Annotated in this window: 20 protein-coding genes; 2 read left to right on the top strand and 18 right to left on the bottom strand. The window is 60.4% G+C overall.

Annotated features, from left to right (window positions below):
• Positions 1 to 114: 114 nt before the first annotated feature.
• The 15 genes from F8N49_RS07755 to F8N49_RS07685 all read right to left on the bottom strand — a co-directional run bounded on the left by F8N49_RS07755 (position 115) and on the right by F8N49_RS07685 (position 12,368).
• Positions 115 to 1,083 (bottom strand): GTP 3',8-cyclase MoaA, encoded by a 969-nt coding sequence (locus F8N49_RS07755; protein WP_151551095.1) that lies wholly within the window; start codon positions 1,081 to 1,083, stop codon positions 115 to 117.
• A 138-nt stretch (positions 1,084 to 1,221) separates the two neighbouring features.
• On the bottom strand, positions 1,222 to 1,860 hold the full coding sequence (locus F8N49_RS07750) for a TetR/AcrR family transcriptional regulator (RefSeq protein WP_016770981.1): 639 nt from the start codon (positions 1,858 to 1,860) through the stop codon (positions 1,222 to 1,224).
• A gap of 351 nt (positions 1,861 to 2,211) precedes the next feature.
• Entirely contained in the window at positions 2,212 to 3,003 is a 792-nt protein-coding gene (locus F8N49_RS07745; RefSeq protein ID WP_110645998.1) for a TatD family hydrolase, read from the bottom strand.
• A 15-nt stretch (positions 3,004 to 3,018) separates the two neighbouring features.
• Entirely contained in the window at positions 3,019 to 3,375 is a 357-nt protein-coding gene (locus F8N49_RS07740; protein WP_016770983.1) for a PilZ domain-containing protein, read from the bottom strand.
• Positions 3,376 to 3,417: 42 nt separating this feature from the next.
• A complete protein-coding gene (locus F8N49_RS07735; protein WP_073472277.1) occupies positions 3,418 to 4,401 on the bottom strand; it encodes a DNA polymerase III subunit delta' in 984 nt (327 codons plus the stop codon).
• Complete coding sequence (gene tmk, locus F8N49_RS07730) at positions 4,394 to 5,026, bottom strand: dTMP kinase (RefSeq protein WP_016770985.1); 633 nt, start codon at positions 5,024 to 5,026, stop codon at positions 4,394 to 4,396. Before tmk ends, F8N49_RS07735 begins: the two co-directional genes overlap by 8 nt.
• A gap of 19 nt (positions 5,027 to 5,045) precedes the next feature.
• A complete protein-coding gene (gene mltG / locus F8N49_RS07725; RefSeq protein WP_151551094.1) occupies positions 5,046 to 6,203 on the bottom strand; it encodes an endolytic transglycosylase MltG in 1,158 nt (385 codons plus the stop codon).
• Positions 6,204 to 6,206: 3 nt separating this feature from the next.
• Positions 6,207 to 7,022 (bottom strand): aminodeoxychorismate lyase, encoded by an 816-nt coding sequence (gene pabC, locus F8N49_RS07720; RefSeq protein WP_151551093.1) that lies wholly within the window; start codon positions 7,020 to 7,022, stop codon positions 6,207 to 6,209.
• Positions 7,022 to 8,266, bottom strand: coding sequence for a beta-ketoacyl-ACP synthase II (gene fabF, locus F8N49_RS07715; protein WP_038860467.1), 1,245 nt, complete (start codon positions 8,264 to 8,266; stop codon positions 7,022 to 7,024). The genes pabC and fabF overlap by 1 nt, the downstream gene beginning before the upstream one ends.
• Positions 8,267 to 8,374: 108 nt before the next feature.
• Positions 8,375 to 8,611 carry an acyl carrier protein gene (acpP, locus tag F8N49_RS07710; RefSeq protein ID WP_003175607.1) on the bottom strand — a complete coding sequence of 79 codons (237 nt, stop codon included), beginning with the start codon at positions 8,609 to 8,611 and terminating at the stop codon, positions 8,375 to 8,377.
• Between the two features lie 196 nt (positions 8,612 to 8,807).
• The gene (gene fabG / locus F8N49_RS07705) at positions 8,808 to 9,551 is read right to left on the bottom strand and encodes a 3-oxoacyl-ACP reductase FabG (protein ID WP_016770989.1); all 744 of its coding nucleotides are present in this window, start codon (positions 9,549 to 9,551) and stop codon (positions 8,808 to 8,810) included.
• 16 nt (positions 9,552 to 9,567) lie between these two features.
• Positions 9,568 to 10,506, bottom strand: a complete 939-nt coding sequence (gene fabD, locus F8N49_RS07700; protein ID WP_151551092.1) for an ACP S-malonyltransferase — start codon at positions 10,504 to 10,506, stop codon at positions 9,568 to 9,570.
• A gap of 123 nt (positions 10,507 to 10,629) precedes the next feature.
• Entirely contained in the window at positions 10,630 to 11,640 is a 1,011-nt protein-coding gene (gene plsX / locus F8N49_RS07695) for a phosphate acyltransferase PlsX (RefSeq protein WP_083387041.1), read from the bottom strand.
• Between the two features lie 4 nt (positions 11,641 to 11,644).
• Positions 11,645 to 11,827, bottom strand: a complete 183-nt coding sequence (rpmF, locus tag F8N49_RS07690) for a 50S ribosomal protein L32 (protein WP_003179396.1) — start codon at positions 11,825 to 11,827, stop codon at positions 11,645 to 11,647.
• A 13-nt stretch (positions 11,828 to 11,840) separates the two neighbouring features.
• A complete protein-coding gene (locus tag F8N49_RS07685; RefSeq protein ID WP_003204262.1) occupies positions 11,841 to 12,368 on the bottom strand; it encodes a YceD family protein in 528 nt (175 codons plus the stop codon).
• Positions 12,369 to 12,473: 105 nt separating this feature from the next.
• Here F8N49_RS07685 and F8N49_RS07680 point away from each other — a divergent pair, with 105 nt between their 5' ends.
• Positions 12,474 to 13,052 carry a nucleoside triphosphate pyrophosphatase gene (locus F8N49_RS07680; RefSeq protein WP_110645993.1) on the top strand — a complete coding sequence of 193 codons (579 nt, stop codon included), beginning with the start codon at positions 12,474 to 12,476 and terminating at the stop codon, positions 13,050 to 13,052.
• Between the two features lie 85 nt (positions 13,053 to 13,137).
• Here the strand turns inward: F8N49_RS07680 and sppA are convergent, their stop codons facing one another.
• From sppA to rluC, 3 genes are read right to left on the bottom strand one after another with little or no spacing between them, the layout of a single operon-like run.
• Positions 13,138 to 14,127, bottom strand: coding sequence for a signal peptide peptidase SppA (gene sppA, locus F8N49_RS07675; RefSeq protein ID WP_151551091.1), 990 nt, complete (start codon positions 14,125 to 14,127; stop codon positions 13,138 to 13,140).
• A gap of 24 nt (positions 14,128 to 14,151) precedes the next feature.
• Positions 14,152 to 14,814: an HAD-IA family hydrolase gene (locus F8N49_RS07670; RefSeq protein ID WP_041479448.1), complete on the bottom strand. Its 663-nt coding sequence runs from the start codon at positions 14,812 to 14,814 to the stop codon at positions 14,152 to 14,154.
• A complete protein-coding gene (gene rluC / locus F8N49_RS07665) occupies positions 14,801 to 15,760 on the bottom strand; it encodes a 23S rRNA pseudouridine(955/2504/2580) synthase RluC (RefSeq protein WP_016770994.1) in 960 nt (319 codons plus the stop codon). Before rluC ends, F8N49_RS07670 begins: the two co-directional genes overlap by 14 nt.
• A gap of 699 nt (positions 15,761 to 16,459) precedes the next feature.
• On the opposite strand from rluC, the gene rne reads away from it, so the two are divergent.
• Positions 16,460 to 19,723, top strand: a complete 3,264-nt coding sequence (gene rne / locus F8N49_RS07655; protein WP_151551090.1) for a ribonuclease E — start codon at positions 16,460 to 16,462, stop codon at positions 19,721 to 19,723.
• Positions 19,724 to 19,845 lie beyond the last annotated feature (122 nt).

The raw sequence follows: 19,845 nt of genomic DNA, 5'->3' as shown, positions 1-19,845 counted from the left end.
AAGCCGGTGTCGGAAAACCGGCGAATGGCCGTTGGATGCAGCTTTTGCGCCAGCTCGGCATTTTCCTTGAAAGGCGTTCCCTGTGGGAGCGAGCCTGCTCGCGAAGGCGGTTAATCAGCCGCCTATGATCTTCATGACGGTCGCACCACCGGAGAACGCCACCTCCTGCTTGTCACCCAACGCCTTGACCAGCAAACGTTGCAGCGCCGGCAAAGCCTGGTGGCGCGGCTTGTCGAGCAGATCGCCGACATAGTGGCGGTTGCTCGACGACAAACAGCCATGCAGCCAACCGGTCGACGACAGGCGCAAGCGCGAACAAGTGCGGCAGAACGGCACGCTTTCGTTGGCGATCACCCCGAAATTGCCGCGACCGGGAATCGCATAGCGCACAGCCGTGGCGTCCACCGGTGCGTCGGTCTGGGCGTATTCATAGCGCTCGCCAATCAGGCCGAGCAACTGCTCAAGGCTGACGAACTGCTGCAGGAAGGCATTGGAATCCCTGGCCAGGTGGCCCATGCGCATCAGCTCGATGAAGCGCAGTTCGAAGCCGCGCTCCAGACAGTAGTCGAGCAGCGGCATGACCTGATCGAGGTTTTGCCCGCGCAACGGCACCATGTTGACCTTGATCTTCATCCCGGCGGCGGCAGCCTGATCCATGCCATCGAGCACGCTGGCCAGATCGCCGCCACGGGCGATGCTGCGAAAAGCCGCGGCATCGAGAGTATCGAGGGAAACGTTGATCCGGCGCAGACCGGCATCGACCAGCAGCGGCAGTTTTTTCGCGAGGAGTTGACCGTTGGTGGTCAGACTTATGTCGTCGAGGCCCATCTGGCCGACGGCAGTCATGAACGATTCGAGTTTGGGGCTGACCAGTGGCTCGCCGCCGGTGATGCGCAGGCGCTCGATGCCGGCCGCTTCGATCAGGTATTCGACGCCGCGCGCCATGGCTTCGGCCGACAGTTCATCCTGCGCAGCGACCAACCGCTTGCCGTTGGGCACGCAGTAGGTACAGGCGTAATTGCAGGCAGAGGTCAGGCTGATGCGCAGATTGCGAAAACGCCTGCCTTGACGGTCAACGATCATGAAACACTCCGGCGAAAGAAAATCGAGCGAGCAAAACTTGACTGAGAAATCAGGTTTTAGCAAGCCCTATGCCTGAGTATATTCCTGCGCTATTGCGCCATGTTGTGAAAACACGGCGCAATCAGCCCGCTGAATGACTTATGTGCTGGGGGTTTCCGGGTCGCGCTTGCGCTTGTTGCCCATGCGCACGCCGATGTCCATCAGGAACTGGAAGAAGCCTTCCTGATCTTCCAGCACATTGCTCCAGAATGGCGAGTGATACAGCGCCACCGCGCCGTGCACCAGCGCCCAGGATGCGCAGTAGTGGAAGTACGGCGGCACGTCTTCGAGCTTGCCTTCGCTGATGCGACCCTTGATCAGCAGGGTCAGGCGTTCGAAGTTCGAGGCACGGATCTTGTGCAGTTCCTCGACCATCTCCGGCACCTGATTGCCCTTGACCACTTTCTCTTCGAGGCGGTCGAACAGGCGATAGCGCTGCGGGTCGCGCATGCGGAATTCGAAGTAGGCGCGGGACAGCGCTTCCTTGTCCTTGTCGACATCCGCCGAATGCAGCAGCTCGTTCAGATCGCGCTCGTAGTCGAGCATCAGGCGCAAGTAGATCTCCGCCTTGGATTTGAAGTGCTTGTAGATCGTGCCTTTGCCGATACCCACGGCATCAGCAATCATCTCGACGGTGACACTGTCTTCACCCTGGTCGAGGAACAGCTTGAGCGCGGTATCGAGAATTTCCTGCTCGCGGCGACGAAATTCACGGACCTTACGAGGTTCTTTATGCATAAGAAAAAGGTCTGAAGGGTCAAAATTCGAAGCCGCGTATTATGCCTAACTTGCGCAAAAAAGCACGGTTCATCGACCAAATCTGTGTTTCTTGTTCATTTCGAGAACGATTCGGGTGCAATGAGAACTCAACTGAAGCAAACGTATTCCAAATTTGTTTAAAAACCCCGACCGGCTCACTGGACTGCACGCCAGACTGATCAATACTTGAACTGTCGGGCGACATCTCCCCCAAGTGTCGCGCCGGTAAAGGTACCAACGGACCGCGTGCCTTTGTTTTACTCCTAATGGTCTTAACCCGGATTCACCCCCCAGAACCCGGGTTTTTTTTGCCTGCGATTTGGCCAGCCGTCATACGGCAGATTTAACACTCGCCAGCGGGAACAGACGCTTGAAGTTCTCTGTGGTCTGCTCGGCAAAGCGCTCGTAGTTCTCACCACGCAGCATCGCCAGAAACTCCGCCACTTCGCGCACGTACTGCGGCAGGTTCGGCTTGCCGCGATACGGGATCGGCGCCAGGTACGGCGAGTCGGTTTCCACCAGCAGGCGATCGGCCGGCACTTTGCTCGCCACGTCACGCAAGGCGTCGGCATTGCGGAACGTGACAATGCCCGAGAGGGAAATGTAATAGCCCATGTCCAGCGCCGCTTTGGCCATGTCCCAGTCTTCGGTGAAGCAATGCAACACACCCGCCTGGGGCAGCGCCGCTTCGCGCAGCAGTTCCAGGGTGTCGGCACGAGCGCCACGGGTGTGGATGATCACCGGTTTGCCGGTCTGCTGCGCCGCTTGCAGGTGCAGGCGAAACGATTCCTGCTGCAACTCGGCGGCTTCCGGCTCGTAGTGATAGTCGAGACCGGTTTCGCCGATCGCCACCACTTTCGGGTGATCGAGTTCGTGCAGCAGCCAGTCCAGCGCAGGTGCCGCGCCCGGCTGCACATCCAGCGGATGCACACCGACCGAGCAATCGACATCGGCATACCGCTCGGCGAGGGCTTTGACGTCGGCGGCATTGTCGGCACTGACGCCGATGCACAGAAAATGTCCGACCCCGCGCTCGCGGGCCGCAGCGAGTGCGGCATCCAGCGAGCCGTCATGGGCGGCGAGGTCGAGACGGTCAAGGTGACAATGGGAATCTACGAGCATAAAAAGGACTGCAACTTACATCGTATGAGTGGGACGGTCGGATTTCAGCGCTCCGGCCAGATGAGTTTCGATGCGACTGCGCGCGGTGTCGTCGCCGTCGTTGAACTGCACGCCGACACCGGCGGCGCGATTGCCTTGTGCGCCTTTGGGGGTGATCCAGGCGACTTTGCCGGCGACGGGAATTTTTTCCGCTTCATCCATCAGGTGCAACAACATGAACACCTCGTCGCCCAACCGGTAGCTTTTGTTGGTCGGGATGAACAGTCCGCCATTCTTGATGAACGGCATGTAGGCGGCGTAAAGCACCGACTTGTCCTTGATGGTCAGGGACAAGATGCCGTTACGCGGCCCCGGGCTGACAGGTTCAATCATGCTCACCTCCACTGCTGATCTTCAGAGTCTAGGTACACATTCTTATCTTTGACCAGGCAATCCCACCCATTGCACCAACAATGCTTCCAGCAAAAGCGCCGGATTGAGGTTGGCCTTGCTCAACACTTTCTGCCGTTGGGCGAGAATCCAGTCCTGAATATCCAGCACTTTGCCCTGCGCGCTTTTCTGCGCCAGATACTGCACGACCTTGCGCATATCGGCCAGGCCGAGGCCGCCTTCGTCCTGAGTCAGTTGATAGCGCAGGATCAGGCTCGACCAGTCGCAGAACCAGTCGAACAGACGCAACATCGGAATACTTTTCCACTCTTCCGCCAGTTGCGTCGGCGATTGCTGGCCCTTGAGCAACTTCTTCACGCCTTCGACAACTTGCGCGCGCTGTTCACGCACACCTTGCGATTGCAGGCTGACCGCCATCAGCGGCGACCCGGCGGCCAGCGTCAGCAGTTCGACACGTTCGTCTTCCGCGCAATCCGGCAGCGCCTGGGCCAGCCATTGCAGGCTCATCGCCTCGCCCGGCAGCGGGCAGGCCTGCTGCACGCAACGGCTCTTGATGGTTGGCAACAAACGGCTCGGCTGGTGACTGACCAACAGCAGAACAGTATCGCCGGACGGCTCTTCAAGGCTTTTGAGCAAGGCGTTGGCAGCGTTGATGTTCATCGACTCGACCGGCTCGATCAACACCACTTTGCGCCCGCCGAGCTGCGCAGTCTGCACGACGAAACTGACCAGATCACGAACCTGATCGACCTTGATCGCCTTGTCCGCCTCTTCCGGCTCCAGGATGTAATTGTCCGGATGACTGCCGGCCTTGAGCAGCAAGCAGGATTTGCACTCGCCGCACGCCTCAGGCGTAGGACGCTGACACAGCAGGCTGGCCATCAGGCGTTCGGCCAGAGCACGTTTGCCGATACCGGCCGGACCGTGCAGCAGGTACGCGTGGGCATGCTGACTGCGTCCGGCCAGTTGCTGCCAGAGGCTGTCCTGCCATGGATAGGCCTCAGCCACGGGCCAGCTCCAGCAAATTCGGTAGCAAGGTGTCCAGCGATTGCTGGACCTTGGCCAATGGCTGACCGGCATCGATGCGCACATAGCGCGAAGGATCGGCTTCGGCGCGCTTCAGAAACGCATTGCGCACGTTCTCGAAAAACGCCCGGCCTTCGAGTTCGAAACGGTCCAGGCGACCACGGGCACTGGCGCGGGCCAGACCGATCTCTACGGGCAGATCGAAAATAAGTGTCAGATCGGGCCGCAAGTCACCCTGCACGAAAGTTTCCAGGGTGGCGATGCGTTCCAGCGACAAACCACGACCGCCGCCCTGATAGGCGTATGTCGAGTCGGTGAAACGATCACACAGCACCACAGCGCCACGGGCCAGCGCCGGGCGAATCACCTCGGCCAGGTGCTGGGCGCGGGCGGCGAACACCAGCAACAGCTCGGCGTCCGGATGCATCACTTCGTCGGCCGGGGTCAGCAACACGTCACGAATCCGCTCGGCCAGCGGCGTACCGCCGGGCTCACGGGTGAGCAGCACTTCGATACCGGCGGCGCGCAGGCGCTCGGCGAGGTATTCGCGATTGGTGCTCTTGCCCGCGCCTTCCGGGCCTTCCAGGGTAATAAACAAGCCAGTCACAGGCAGTCCTTCATCAGAGTCATTGCGCGTTCTGCGGTGCAGCGGCGTCCGGTTCCGGGGCTGGCGCAGGTTCTTGCGGCAGCGCCTCGGGCGCGGTGTTCGGCGAGGCCGCCGGAATGGCCTCATCGGTGGCCGGCGCGGTTACTGGTGCCGGGCTGGAACGGTAATCGGCACGGCGCTTGAGCTGGTATTCGCGCACCGCGTTGTTGTGCGCATCCAGATCATCGGAGAACACGTGGCTGCCATCGCCACGGGCGACGAAATACAGGCTGCTGCCTTCCACCGGGTTGAGCGCAGCATGAATCGCTTCGCGCCCGACCATCGCAATCGGCGTCGGTGGCAAACCGGGAATCACGTAAGTGTTATAGGGCGTCGGTTCTTTCAGATGCGCGCGGGTCAGTTTGCCCGTGTAGCGGTCGCCGAGGCCATAAATCACCGTCGGATCGGTCTGCAACTGCATGCCCAGCGCCATGCGCCGTACGAACACACCGGCAATCTGCCCGCGCTCCTGCGGAACGCCGGTCTCTTTCTCGACCAGCGAGGCCATGATCAGCGCTTGATAAGGTTCGCTGTAAGGCACGTCGGCAGAACGCTGCGCCCACTCTTTGGCGAGCACCTCATCGAGACGATCAAAGGCTTTCTTCAACAGCTCGGCATCGGACATGCCGCGCACGAAGCGATAGGTATCCGGGAAAAACCGGCCTTCCGGGAACAAGCCTTTGTGGCCGATCTTCGCCATGACGTCGCTGTCGCTCAGGCCGGTGAGGGTCTGCTCGAGCTTGTCGTCCTTGGCCAGGGCGGCGCGCACTTGATGGAAAGTCCAGCCTTCGACCAGGGTCAGGCTGTACTGAACCACGTCGCCGCGCTTCCACGAATCGATCAGATCGTTGACGGTCATGCCCGGCTGCATGCGGTACTCGCCGCTGTGAATCGGCGTGCCGGCAAGATTGAAGCGCCAGTAGACGCGCAGCCAGAACGCGTCCTTGATGACGCCATCGGTTTCGAGTTCAAGGAAGGTACGGGTCGGTGTAGAGCCTTTCGGCACATCCAGCAGTTGTTCCTGCGGGATGTTCAGGGGCTGTTCCAGCGCCGAATGAATTTTCCAGGCGCTGGCGCCCAACAGCAGCCCTGCCAGAACCAGTCCGGTTTCCAGCAGCAGCAAAAGTTTACGTCTCACGAATCAAGCATCCAGTAGCGCGCGGGCAATGGTTTGCAGTTTACGGGTGAGCGGGCCAACCGGCCAGCTCAGTGCAGCACAGGCGCGTACCGGCCAGACGCCATAAACGCTGTTGCAGACAAACACTTCATCAGCCCATTGCAGCTGTTCGAGGCGGATATCGGCGATTTGCGTGGGGATGGCCAGTGACTCGGCCTGAAACAAAATTTCCGCGCGCATCACCCCAGCGACGCCGCAGCGCTTCAAGTCGGGCGTGATCAAGCCACCGTCGCGCACCACGAAAATATTGCTGAACACGCCCTCAACGACGCGCCCGGCCTGATCAAGCATCAAGCCTTCGGCATGCTCGCTGTCCTGCCATTCGGCGCGGGCGAGTACCTGCTCCAGTCGATTCAGATGTTTCAGCCCGGCCAACAACGGCTGCGTAGATAAACGCGTGTTGCAGGGAAACAGGCGGATGCCGTGCTCGGCATGGGCAGCAGGATAAGCCGCCGGCGGATTGCCTTGCAGAATGCGTCGGCCCTGCGCCGCAGGATCGGGCGCATAACCGCGCAAGCCGTCGCCACGCGTGAGGATGAGCTTGAGCACGCCCTCGCCCATCGCAGCGGCATAGCTGAGCAGCTCATGGCGAACCAGCTCGAGGTCGGTCGCAATGGCCAGACGCGCGCAGCCATCGGCCAGGCGCGTCAGGTGTCGATCCAGCAGGACCGGCTGTCCACTGCGCACGGCAATGGTCTCGAACAGACCATCGCCGTAAGCCAGGCCGCGATCTTTCAGCGACAGCGCGTCAGCCGGTTGACCGTCGACCCAGCTGTCCATCAGCCGGCGAACCGACGGAACGCCAGCGTGCCGTTGGTGCCGCCAAAACCGAAGGAGTTGGACAGCACGACATCGATGTCCATGTTACGCGCGGTGTGCGCGACGAAATCGAGATCGCAGCCTTCGTCCGGTTCATCAAGGTTGATGGTCGGCGGTGCCACCTGGCTGTTGATCGCCAGCACGCTGAAAATCGCTTCGACCGCGCCCGCCGCACCCAACAGGTGGCCGGTCATCGACTTGGTCGAGCTGACGGCCAGCTTGTAGGCGTGATCGCCGAACACCGACTTGATCGCATTGGCTTCGGCAAGGTCGCCGGCCGGGGTCGAGGTGCCGTGGGCGTTGATGTACTGCACTTGATCGACATTGATCTTCGCGTCGCGCAGGGCATTGGTGATGCAGCGCGCGGCACCGGCGCCATCGGCGGGTGGCGAGGTCATGTGGAACGCATCGCCACTGGTGCCGAAACCGATCAGCTCGGCGTAGATCGTAGCGCCACGAGCCTTGGCGTGTTCGAGCTCTTCGAGAACCAGCGCACCGGCACCGTCGGACAGAACGAAGCCGTCACGGCCCTTGTCCCAAGGACGACTGGCACGGGTCGGCTCGTCGTTGCGGGTCGACAGCGCACGGGACGCGCCGAAGCCGCCCATGCCCAGACCGCAAGCGGCCATTTCCGCACCGCCGGCAATCATCACGTCGGCTTCGTCGTACATGATGTTGCGCGCCGCCATGCCGATGCAGTGCGTACCGGTGGTACATGCAGTAGCGATGGCGTAGTTAGGCCCCTGTGCACCTAGGTGGATGGACAGGAAACCGGAAATCATATTGATGATCGAGCCAGGCACAAAGAACGGCGAGATCCGTCGCGGACCGGTCTCGTGCAGGGTGCGGCTGGTCTCTTCGATGTTGGTCAGACCGCCAATCCCCGAACCCATGGCCACGCCAATGCGTTCACGGTTGGCATCGGTGACTTCCAGACCGGCGTTGCGCACGGCTTGAAAGCCTGCGGCGAGGCCGTACTGAATGAACAGGTCGAGCTTGCGCGCTTCCTTGACCGACAGGTATTCCTCGACATTGAAGCCTTTGACCGAACCGCCGAAGCGGGTCGAATAGGCAGAAAGGTCGGTGTGTTCGATCAGACCAATGCCACTGCGGCCAGCCAGAATGCCCTGCCAACTGCTCGGCACATCCGTGCCCAGTGGCGACAACATACCCATACCGGTGACTACGACGCGTCTACGCGACACAGCACTCTCCTTTTTCAAATGACGACTTTGCATCAGGCCTAAAGAAAAAACCGCACGCCATGATGGCAGTGCGGTTTTTCCATGACAGCAAGCAACGATTACAAACTGTTACGCCTGGTGGCTGGTAACGTAGTCGATTGCAGCTTGTACAGTAGTGATCTTTTCAGCTTCTTCGTCAGGGATTTCGGTCTCGAATTCCTCTTCCAGAGCCATCACCAGCTCAACGGTGTCAAGGGAGTCGGCACCCAGGTCTTCTACGAAGGAAGCGGTGTTGACCACTTCTTCTTCTTTAACACCCAGTTGCTCGGCAACGATTTTCTTGACGCGCTCTTCGATGGTGCTCATACCTTGTTTTCACTCCTAATGGACAAATTCAGGCAGCTGGCCAGTGGGTAAGTGTATAGAAAGCCTTTTCAGTTTTTCAACTGAAAGCTTCACTCCTCAAACCCTGCGACCCTCTGCCTATAAATAGATTGCAGCTTTATAACGGATTTTAGACAGCTCGTATGACATTTTTTTGAAGCAATCCGTCACATTTTACTTACATGTACATCCCACCATTCACCGGGATTGTAGCCCCGGTAACGTATGCCGCACCGTCGGATGCAAGAAAAGCGACCACGGACGCGATCTCCTGAGCTTGCCCCAGACGACCCAGCGGAATCTGCGTCTGCAAGGCTTCACGCTGTGCTTCAGGCAGCTCGCGGGTCATATCGGTGTCGATGAACCCTGGGGTTACCGAGTTGACCGTAATCGAACGCGAACCGACTTCACGCGCCATCGCCCGGCTGAAACCTTCCAGACCGGCCTTGGCGGCTGCATAGTTTACTTGGCCGGCGTTGCCCATGGCACCCACCACCGAGCCAATACTGATAATTCGACCCCAGCGCGCCTTGGTCATGCCACGCAAAACGCCCTTGGACAAGCGATACAGACTGTTCAGGTTGGTATCGATCACGTCGTACCACTCGTCGTCTTTCATGCGCATCATCAGGTTATCGCGGGTGATACCGGCATTATTGACCAGAATCGCCACCGGCGCACCGAACTGCTCCTGAATGCCTGCCAGCACGGCGCTGACCGATTCGTCACTGGTGACATTGAGTTCGAAACCGGCGCCCTGGATACCGTTTTCCTTCAGGGTCGCGGCAATGCGCTCGGCGCCCGACGCGGAGGTCGCGGTGCCGACAACGATGGCGCCCTGACGACCCAGTTCCAGCGCGATGGCCTGGCCGATACCGCGGCTTGCACCGGTAACCAGTGCAACTTTACCTTGCAGACTCATGCAAGTTTCTCCTGATTCAGGCCTGCGCTGCGCGAGCGGCAGCGAAGGCGTCTGGGGTATTGAGATTGGAAGTCGAAACGCCTTCGGCGCAACGTTTGTTCAGGCCAGCGAGGACTTTGCCCGGGCCGCATTCGACCAGATTGGTCGCGCCCTTGGCGGCCAAAGTCTGCACCGATTCAACCCAGCGCACTGGCTTGTAGAGCTGTTCGAGCAGATCGCGCTTGAGGGTTTCCAGATCGGCCGGCACTTGTGCGCTGACGTTCTGCACCACCGGGATCTGCGGCGCCTGCCAGTCGATGGCGGCGATGGACTCAGCGAAACGCTCGGCAGCCGGACGCATCATCTCGCAGTGCGACGGCACGCTCACTGGCAACGGCATGGCGCGCTTGGCACCACGGGCCTTGCAACCCTCGATGGCGCGGTCGACGGCCGCCTTGGCACCGGCGATCACCACTTGGCCCGGCGAGTTGAAGTTCACCGCGCTGACGACTTCGCCTTGCGCCGCTTCGGCGCAGGCAGCCAGCACGTCGGCATCTTCCAGGCCGAGGATCGCGGCCATGCCGCCCTGCCCGGCCGGCACCGCTTCCTGCATCAACTGACCACGGCGCTCGACGAGCTTGACCGCGTCAGCCAGGCTCAGGCTGCCGGCAGCGACCAGCGCGCTATATTCACCCAGGCTATGGCCAGCGACAAACGACGGACGCGCGCCGCCTTCAGCCAGCCACAGACGCCACAGGGCGATCGAAGCGGTCAGAATGGCCGGTTGGGTTTTGTCGGTTTGATTGAGCAGCTCTTCCGGACCCTGCTGGGTCAGTGCCCACAGGTCATAGCCCAGCGCAGCAGAGGCTTCTTGAAAGGTTTCGAGGATCAGCGGATGTTGCGCGCCCAGCTCGGCCAGCATGCCGAGGGACTGCGAACCCTGTCCTGGAAAGACGAATGCGAGGGAAGCAGACATGTAACAAGCCCCTAATGATCTTGTCGTCGGAAAATAACGCCCCGTTCGGGACGCCAGAAACTGACAGTTTGGATGGCCCTTTGAACCGGGCGGTCACATTTAAGCATTGTCCGACGAAAACGCCTAAGACAACAGTTCCTCCAGACGACCGTGGAGACGCTCGGGCAGGTTCTCCTGAATCTCGATCAGCGCCCGTTGAATCGCACTCTGAAAGCCCTGCACCCCTGCCGATCCGTGACTTTTCACGACGATGCCCTGCAAACCGAGAAAGCTTGCGCCATTATGTCGCGCCGGGGCCAGATCAGCCTGCAGACGCTTCATCAACGGCAGCGCGAGAGCGCCGACAGCGCGCGAGGCCAAGTTTTTCTTGAACAACGCCTCGATGCGCGCGGCAATCATCGTCGCCAGGCCTTCGCTGGATTTGAGCAGGATATTGCCGACGAAGCCGTCACACACCACCACGTCGGCCTCACCACGATACAAGCCGTCGCCTTCGATAAAGCCGATGTAGTTGATTCCGCGCGCAGCCTGCAACAGCGTTGCGGCCAGTTTGACCTGCTGATTGCCCTTGATGTCTTCGGTGCCGATGTTCAGCAACGCAACACGTGGACGGGCGATGCCCAAAGTCTGTGCAGCGACCGAGCCCATCACCGCGAACTGCAACAGATGCTCGGCACTGCAATCGACGTTGGCGCCCAGATCGAGCAACTGGCAATAACCGGTCTGCGTCGGAATGGCCGCGACCATGGCCGGACGATCAATGCCCGGCAATGTCTTCAACACGAAACGCGACAAGGCCATCAACGCACCGGTATTGCCGGCACTGACACAGGCCTGCACCTTGCCATCGCGCAGCAGTTCGAGGGCCACACGCATCGACGAATCCGGCTTGCCACGCAGGGCCTGGGCAGGTTTCTCGTCCATGGTGATGACTTCGCTGGCCGCAACAATCGTGAGGCGCGCGCGATCGGCAGCCGACTGGCCGTGGATCAGTTCTTCAAGAAGGGAGGGTTGACCGACGAGGGTCAGGTGCAGCGAGGGTGTAGCAGACAGGCAAGCGAGACTGGCCTGAACAATGCTGCGGGGACCGAAGTCCCCGCCCATTGCGTCAATCGCGATGACTTGAGCAGACAAGTGATTACTCGTCAGCGCCCTTGTCGATCACTTTACGGCCACGGTATACGCCTTCTGGCGATACGTGGTGACGCAGGTGAACTTCACCAGTGGTTTTTTCTACAGACAGGGTGCTAGCCTCGAGAGCGTCGTGCGAACGGCGCATGTCACGGGCAGAGCGGGATTTTTTGTTCTGCTGAACAGCCATAATTGATTAACTCCTAAACGTTTGGGTCACGCTTTAACTGCGCCAATACACTGAACGGGTTGGACCGCGTTACCTCGTCCTCGCTCGGTTCGGGCTCATCTGCTCCCGCCGGCTGCTGGCATTCTTCCGGATGATGAGCAGGCACAATGGGCAAGGCGAGCAGAAGCTCCTCCTCGATCAGTGACTGCAGATCCAATGGATCTTCGCCCAGTTCCAGCACGTCATAACCTTTCGGCAACGACTGGGTATTCGCACCCTCCTTCACCACCGCGTAACTGCATTCGCTGTGGATCGGCAGGGTGACCAGCTCAAGACAACGCTGGCAAACCATTTTGACTTCGGTGTCGATAAAGCTGTGGATGACCACAGACTTACGTTCATCTCGTTCAAAAACGAATTTGGCCTGCACCGTACCGACATCGTCGGAAAGCGGGTCGCAGAGTCTCTTCAAATCGGCCAGCAGCAGTTCACCTTGAAGGGTGGTGCCACGGTCAGCCAATTTGCGCGGGTCAACGTGAGGTGGAATCGGGTCATTCAACATAGGCGCAGCATTATAGGGATGCACCCACCCATGTCAAAGGAAATTGTGCCCTGTCCGTCACTTGCGCGCCTCCGCTAGAATCCGCACCTGCCTCAGGAGACGTCCATGCTGCCTTTATTACTCGCTTCAAGCTCGACTTATCGCCGTGAATTGCTCGCCCGCCTGCACCTGCCGTTCGTCTGCAGCTCGCCGGACATCGACGAAAGCCACCGCCCGGGCGAGTCCGCGATCGATCTGGTCAAACGCCTCGCTGAGGAAAAAGCCCGCGCCCTGGCGGACAGCCACCCTGCTCATCTGATCATTGGCTCGGATCAGGTCGCCGTCCTCGGCGAACAGATCATCGGCAAGCCGCACACCTTCGAGAAGGCTCGCGAGCAATTGATGGCGGCCAGCGGTGCGAGCGTAACCTTCCTGACTGGCCTGACGCTGCTCAACAGCCAGACCGGGCAATGCCAGGTCGACTGCGTGCCGTTTACCGTGCACATGCGTCAGCTGGATCAGGCGCGCATCGAACGCTACCTGCGCATCGAGCAACCGTACGACTGCGCCGGCAGCTTCAAGGCCGAAGGACTGGGCGTGAGCCTGTTTCAATCGACCGAAGGCCCGGATGCCACCAGCCTGATCGGCCTGCCGCTGATTCGCCTGATCGATATGTTATTGGTCGAAGGCGTGCAAATCCCTTAAAAGCAAAAGATCGCAGCCTTCGGCAGCTCCACACCGATCCGTGCAAGAGTTGCCGCCGACTGCGATCTTTCGACCTTCAAACGTCTTAACGCAACGAAGGCCCGTGGAAACCCATCCACATCGCCAACTGCTCGGCCACGCTGGCGCCGAGCTTTTTCGAGAAGCGATCGAACGGCGATTCCTGCACGGTGAAGTCCACCAGCTCCTTCTCGCCAATCACATCACGCGCCACCGAACTGGCACTGCCCAAGCCATCGATCAGACCCAGCGGCAGCGCCTGCTCACCCGACCAGACCAGCCCGGAAAACAGCTCCGGATGCTCTTTGTCCTTCAGGCGATCACCACGCCCCTGCTTGACGCTGTTGATGAACTGCTTGTGCGTGGTGTCGAGCACGCTTTGCCAGAATGCGGTTTCTTCAGGCTTTTGCGGCTGGAACGGATCCAGAAATGCCTTGTGTTCGCCCGAGGTGTAGGTGCGACGCTCAACGCCGAGTTTCTCCATGGTGCCGACGAAACCGTAACCCGCCGCCGTCACGCCGATCGAGCCGACCAGACTGGCCTTGTCGGCGTAGATCTGATCCGCTGCGCTGGCGATGTAATAGGCGCCCGAAGCACCAAGATCGGAAATCACTGCGTAGAGCTTGATCTCCGGGTGCAAAGCTCGCAGACGCTTGATCTCGTCATAGACATAACCGGACTGCACCGGACTGCCGCCCGGACTGTTGATGCGCAGGACCACGCCTTTGACCTTCTTGTCTTCGAACGCCGCGCGCAGGCTGCCAACGATATTATCGGCGCTGGCCGGCTCCTTGTCGGCGATTACGCCGTCGATCTCGATCAACGCCGTGTAGTTCGGGCCGCGGGTGGCGGTTTTTTCCATGTCCATCAGCGGCGTGAACAGCAGCAGCGCAACAAACAGATAAACAAACGTCAGCAGCTTGAAGAAAATCCCCCAGCGCCGCGAACGGCGTTGTTCCTGCACACCGGCCAGCAAAGTCTTTTCCAACAGCTTCCAGCTTTTCGCGTCACCGTCGTCGGCACTTGCCTTGGCCGGTGCTTTCCATTCGTCGGTCATGCCATCTACCCCAGCAAAAACGTATTAAGCCCGCTGACCCAGCCAGGCGTGCAATTGAGAAAAACGGTCGATCGACAGGCGCGGCTCGAACTGTTGCAGGGACTCGATCGATTGCGCGCCATAACTGACCGCCACCGAATCCATTCCCGCGTTGCGCGCCATCAGCAGATCGAACGACGAATCACCGACCATCAACGCCTGCTCCGGGCGTACGCCGCAGTGGCTGACAATCTGCTCAAGCATCAGAGGGTGTGGCTTGCTGGCAGTTTCATCGGCAGCGCGGGTGATATCGAAATAATCTTCCCAGCCATTGGCCTTGAGCACCCGATCCAGTCCGCGACGATTCTTGCCCGTCGCTACCGCCAGGTGATAACCCTGCTCGCGAAACGATGCCATCGACTCGACCACGCCCTCGAACAGCGGCGAAGGCACGGCTTCAGCAGCGATGTAGTGATCGGCGTAGTACTCGCGAAACGCGAGCATTTCTGCGTCGCTGATTTCGGGGTACAAGGTGCGAATCGCTTCCGGCAAGCCCAGACCGATGATGCCTTTGACGGCGAAGTCATCGCGCAGCTCGAAACCGGAACGCCCGGACGCCGAGTGCATCGCCTCGACGATCCGATGAATGGAATCGGCAAGGGTGCCGTCCCAGTCGAAAATCAACAGCTTGTAATCAGATGGGCGCACTCAATCGCTCCACGGTCTTGGCCCACATTTCATCGACGGGCGCTTGCAGATTCAGCTTGCCGCCGTCGGGCAGCGGCACGGTCAGCATGTAGGCGTGCAGGAACAGGCGCTTACCGCCCAGATCGCGGATTTCCTTGGTGAAATCCTCGTCGCCATACTTACTGTCACCGGCAATGCAATGGCCAGCATGCAAGGTGTGCACGCGAATCTGGTGGGTACGACCGGTAACCGGTTTCGCCTCGACCATGGTGGCAAAATCGCCGAAACGGCGCAGCACCTTGAACAGCGTCAGGGCTTCTTTGCCCTCGTCATTGACCTCAACCATGCGCTCGCCGGAGCGCAGATTGCTCTTGAGCAACGGTGCGCGAACCTGCTTGATCGAGGTTGCCCAATTGCCACGGACCAGCGCCATGTAGCGCTTGTCGACGCCGTCGCCGCGCAACTGCTCGTGCAGGTGGCGCAACATGCTGCGTTTTTTGGCGATCATCAGCAGGCCGGAGGTGTCACGGTCGAGACGGTGAACCAGCTCCAGCTCCTTGGCGTCGGGACGCAGCTGACGAAAGGCTTCGATCACGCCGAAATTCAGCCCGCTGCCGCCATGAACCGCAATGCCGGCGGGCTTGTTGATCACGATCAGGGCCTTGTCTTCGAAGACGATCGAGGCTTCCAGGCGCTGCAACAGCCCTTGCGCCAGCGGCACCGGTTCGTCGCGCTCAGGCACGCGAACCGGCGGCACGCGCACGATGTCGCCGGCCTGCAGCTTGTATTCGGGCTTGATCCGACCTTTGTTCACGCGCACTTCGCCTTTGCGCAAAATGCGGTAAATCAAGGTCTTGGGCACGCCTTTGAGCCGGGCGAGGAGAAAGTTGTCGATTCGTTGGCCGGCATACTCCGGCGAGACTTCAAGCAGTTGAACGCCTGGAGTCGAAGGGGCAGTAGTTGTCATGCCGCGGATGATAACAATTTTTATGGAATTGAAGCACTTAATCATTGCTGCTATAGTCGCGAACGCCGCCAAAAGCGGCCTGGACAGCGGAACCACGGTCAAAGACCGGCCCTGACCAACGCAATTCACCAGGGCGCGAGGCCGTCCTACGGGGCTTTCGCTACGTAACGGTGGAGTTTGCGGTTGTAACGAGCGCAGGTGACATGAGGCCTGAATTACACCGCCGAGCAGAGTTCTCACTCGCCCGGCAGGCAACATTCAAGGCCAGTTCACAAAGTGCAGTCGACTGCGAATGACCCCGAGCGATTGCTTCGGAAACATCGCCTGAATTAGCCATGATGCGTGACCTCCCCTTTCGGAGCTCACGGTAAATGCCAACCCGCTGCGGATTCTGCGCGCGGCAGCACCCGAATTATCAGGGATACGTGTAGGGTGGAGATGCACAACCGCCGGACTGTGTAGCAACAAGCTTTGATCAAGACGCTTCATCTCGTCCACAGCCGCTGGTTGATTCCTCCTCCTGACTGAGTGCTTAAGTAGCCACAGCAAGCAGGACGCGTACGTCGCGGTATCGGCCCAATTGGCCGCACATCGCTGGACACGGGAATGGCCAACCACTCCCGACGCACCTGACACCGACCGTGAGAAGTCGTGTGTGCCGAACGCCGTTTCCGGCAGCCCGGAAACCGACGGTACTACATGAAAAGAATGCTGATTAACGCAACTCAACCCGAAGAGTTGCGTGTTGCACTGGTAGATGGCCAGCGCCTCTACGACCTGGATATCGAATCCGGTGCACGCGAGCAGAAAAAGGCCAACATCTATAAAGGCCGTATCACTCGCATCGAACCAAGCCTTGAGGCTGCCTTTGTCGATTTCGGCTCCGAGCGCCACGGCTTCCTGCCCCTCAAAGAAATCTCCCGCGAATACTTCAAGAAAGCCCCCGAAGGCCGCGTCAACATCAAGGACGTCCTGAGCGAAGGCCAGGAAGTCATCGTTCAGGTCGAAAAAGAAGAACGTGGCAACAAGGGCGCCGCCCTGACCACCTTCATCAGCCTCGCCGGTCGTTACCTCGTGCTGATGCCGAACAATCCGCGTGCCGGCGGCATCTCCCGTCGCATCGAAGGCGAAGAGCGCAACGAACTGCGTGAAGCGCTGAACGGCCTGGTCGCTCCGGCCGACATGGGTCTGATCGTGCGCACTGCCGGCCTGGGCCGCAGCAGCGAAGAAATGCAGTGGGACCTCGACTACCTGCTGCAACTGTGGACCGCCATCAAAGAAGCCTCGCTGGATCGCTCCGCGCCATTCCTGATCTACCAGGAAAGCAACGTGATCATCCGCGCCATCCGCGATTACCTGCGCCAGGACATCGGCGAAGTGCTGATCGACAGCGTTGAAGCCCAGGACGAAGCCCTGACCTTCATCCGCCAGGTGATGCCGCAGTACGCCAGCAAGATCAAGCTGTACGAAGACAGCGTGCCGCTGTTCAACCGTTTCCAGATCGAAAGCCAGATCGAGACCGCATTCCAGCGCGTCGTCGAACTGCCTTCCGGCGGCTCCATTGTGATCGATCCGACCGAAGCCCTGGTGTCCATCGACATCAACTCGGCGCGCGCCACCAAAGGCAGCGATATCGAAGAAACCGCCTTGCAGACCAACCTTGAAGCCGCCGAAGAAATCGCCCGTCAGTTGCGCCTGCGCGACATCGGCGGCCTGATCGTCATCGACTTCATCGACATGACCCCGGCCAAGAACCAGCGCGCCGTGGAAGAGAAAGTCCGCGAATGCCTGGAAGCTGACCGCGCCCGCGTGCAGATCGGTCGCATCTCGCGTTTCGGCCTGCTGGAAATGTCCCGTCAGCGCCTGCGTCCATCGCTGGGCGAAAGCAGCGGCATCGTCTGCCCGCGTTGCAACGGCACCGGCATCATCCGTGACGTTGAATCGCTGTCGCTGGCCATTCTGCGCCTGATCGAAGAAGAAGCCCTGAAAGACCGCACCGCCGAAGTTCGCGCGCAAGTGCCGATCCCGGTCGCTGCGTTCCTGCTCAACGAAAAACGCAACTCGATCACCAAGATCGAACTGCGCACCCGTGCCCGTATCGTCATTCTGCCGAACGATCACCTCGAGACGCCGCACTTCGAAGTTCAGCGTCTGCGTGACGACAGCCCGGAAGCCGCGACCAACCAGTCCAGCTACGAAATCGCTGCCGCCGCTGCCGAAGTCGAAGAAGTCCAGCCAGCCGCTGCGACCCGCACTCTGGTTCGCCAGGAAGCTGCAGTGAAAACTGCGCCGGCCCGTGCCAACGCACCGGTGCCGACTGAAGTTGCTCCTGCCGCACCTGCTCCGGCACCCGCTGCCGCGCCTGAGCCAAGCCTGTTCAAGGGCCTGGTGAAGTCGCTGGTCAGCCTGTTCGCCACCAAGGAAGAGCCAGCCGCACCGGTCGCGGTTGCGAAACCGGCTGCCACCGAGCGTCCTGCCCGCAACGAAGAGCGCCGCAACGGTCGTCAGCAGAGCCGCAACCGTAACGGTCGCCGCGATGAAGAACGCAAGCCGCGCGAAGAACGTGCTCCACGTGAAGAGCGCGCACCACGCGAAGAGCGCCAGCCACGTGAAGCCCGCGAGCCGCGTGAAACCCGCAGCGAAGCGCCGGTAGCCCGCGAAGAGCGCGCACCACGTGCCCCGCGTGAAGAACGTGCACCGCGTGCTCCGCGTGAAGATCGCAAGCCGCGTGGCGAGCGTGAAGAGCGTGTGCGTGAACTGCGCGAGCCACTGGACGCCGCGCCAGCCGCAGCCGCAGCTGTTGCTGCCGTGACCGCTGAAGAGCGTCCGGCCCGTCAGCCACGCGAAGAACGCGCTCCGCGTCCGCCGCGTGAAGAGCGTCAACCGCGTGCCGAGCAGGCCGCTGCTGCCGTCGCTGAAGAAGAAGTGAACAGCAACAACGAAGAGCAACTGCCGGAAGACGGTCAGGACAACGCCGAAGGCGATCGTCCACGTCGTCGCTCCCGTGGCCAGCGTCGTCGCAGCAACCGTCGCGAGCGTCAACGTGATGCCAACGGCAACGTGATCGAAGGTTCGGAAGAATCCGAGTCCGCTGAAAACGCTGGCGAGCCAAGCACTGCCGATCTGGCCGCTGGCCTGGCCGTCACCGCCGCCGTTGCCAGCAGCACCATCAGCGCTCCGGCAGAAGCCGAAGCTCACGAGCAGGCTGAACGCGCCACCGCCGCCACACTGGAAACTGCTCCAGTCGAAGCGCCGGTTGTCGAAGCCACCACTCCAGTGGAAGCGACTGCTGCACCGGAAATCGAAGTCGCTCCGGTCCGCGAAGCTCAGCCTCAGGTTGAAGCAACTGCCGAACCGGAAGCTGTCGTCGAAGCACCAACGGCCATCACTGAGCCAGCGGTAGAAACCGTCAGCGAAAACGTGACCAAAACCGTGCGTGAAGTTCGTGAAGAGCAGACTGCGTTCAACTGGGTTGCCGAGCCAGCCGTCACCGAAGCCCCAGCGCCAGTCGCTGAAGCCGAAGTGCCGCAAGCCATGGTTTCCGAGCCAGTAGTTGCAGCAGCAGAGCCGGCGCCGACACCAGTGGTTGAAACTCCGGTTGCCGAAGCTCAGGTTGAAGAAGCGCCAGCCGCAGTCGAAGCGCCAGCGCCAGTGGTTGAAGCGCCGGCTCCGGTCAGCGCCCTGACGCCGAACGGCCGCGCGCCAAACGACCCGCGTGAAGTGCGTCGTCGCAAGCGTGAAGCCGAGCGTCTGCAGAAGGAAGCCGAACTGGCTGCCGCTGCGGCTGCGGTTGCTGCCGAACCAGCCCCTGCAGCTGAAGTGATCGAGGCAGCCCCTGCCCCGGTCGCGGAGGAAGCATCGGTTGAAGCGGTGATCGCTGAAGCACCACGCTCCGTTCAGGATGCAGTTGAACAGCGCGAAGAGGCCCAGGAAAAAGAGCACGAGCCTAAACCACTCGTGTAATTCCTGAAGCCAATAAAAAGCCCCGCCTGGTGAAAGCCTGGCGGGGCTTTTTTATGCCTGAAATTCCAGCATCATCCACAACCTTTGTGGGAGCAAGCCTGCTCGCGAAAGCACTGGGTCAG

Source organism: Pseudomonas sp. GXM4 (assembly GCF_008923895.1).
Lineage (GTDB): Bacteria > Pseudomonadota > Gammaproteobacteria > Pseudomonadales > Pseudomonadaceae > Aquipseudomonas > Aquipseudomonas atacamensis.
Note: the sequence above shows the minus strand (reverse complement) of the source record. Positions and strands in the feature narration are given on the sequence as shown.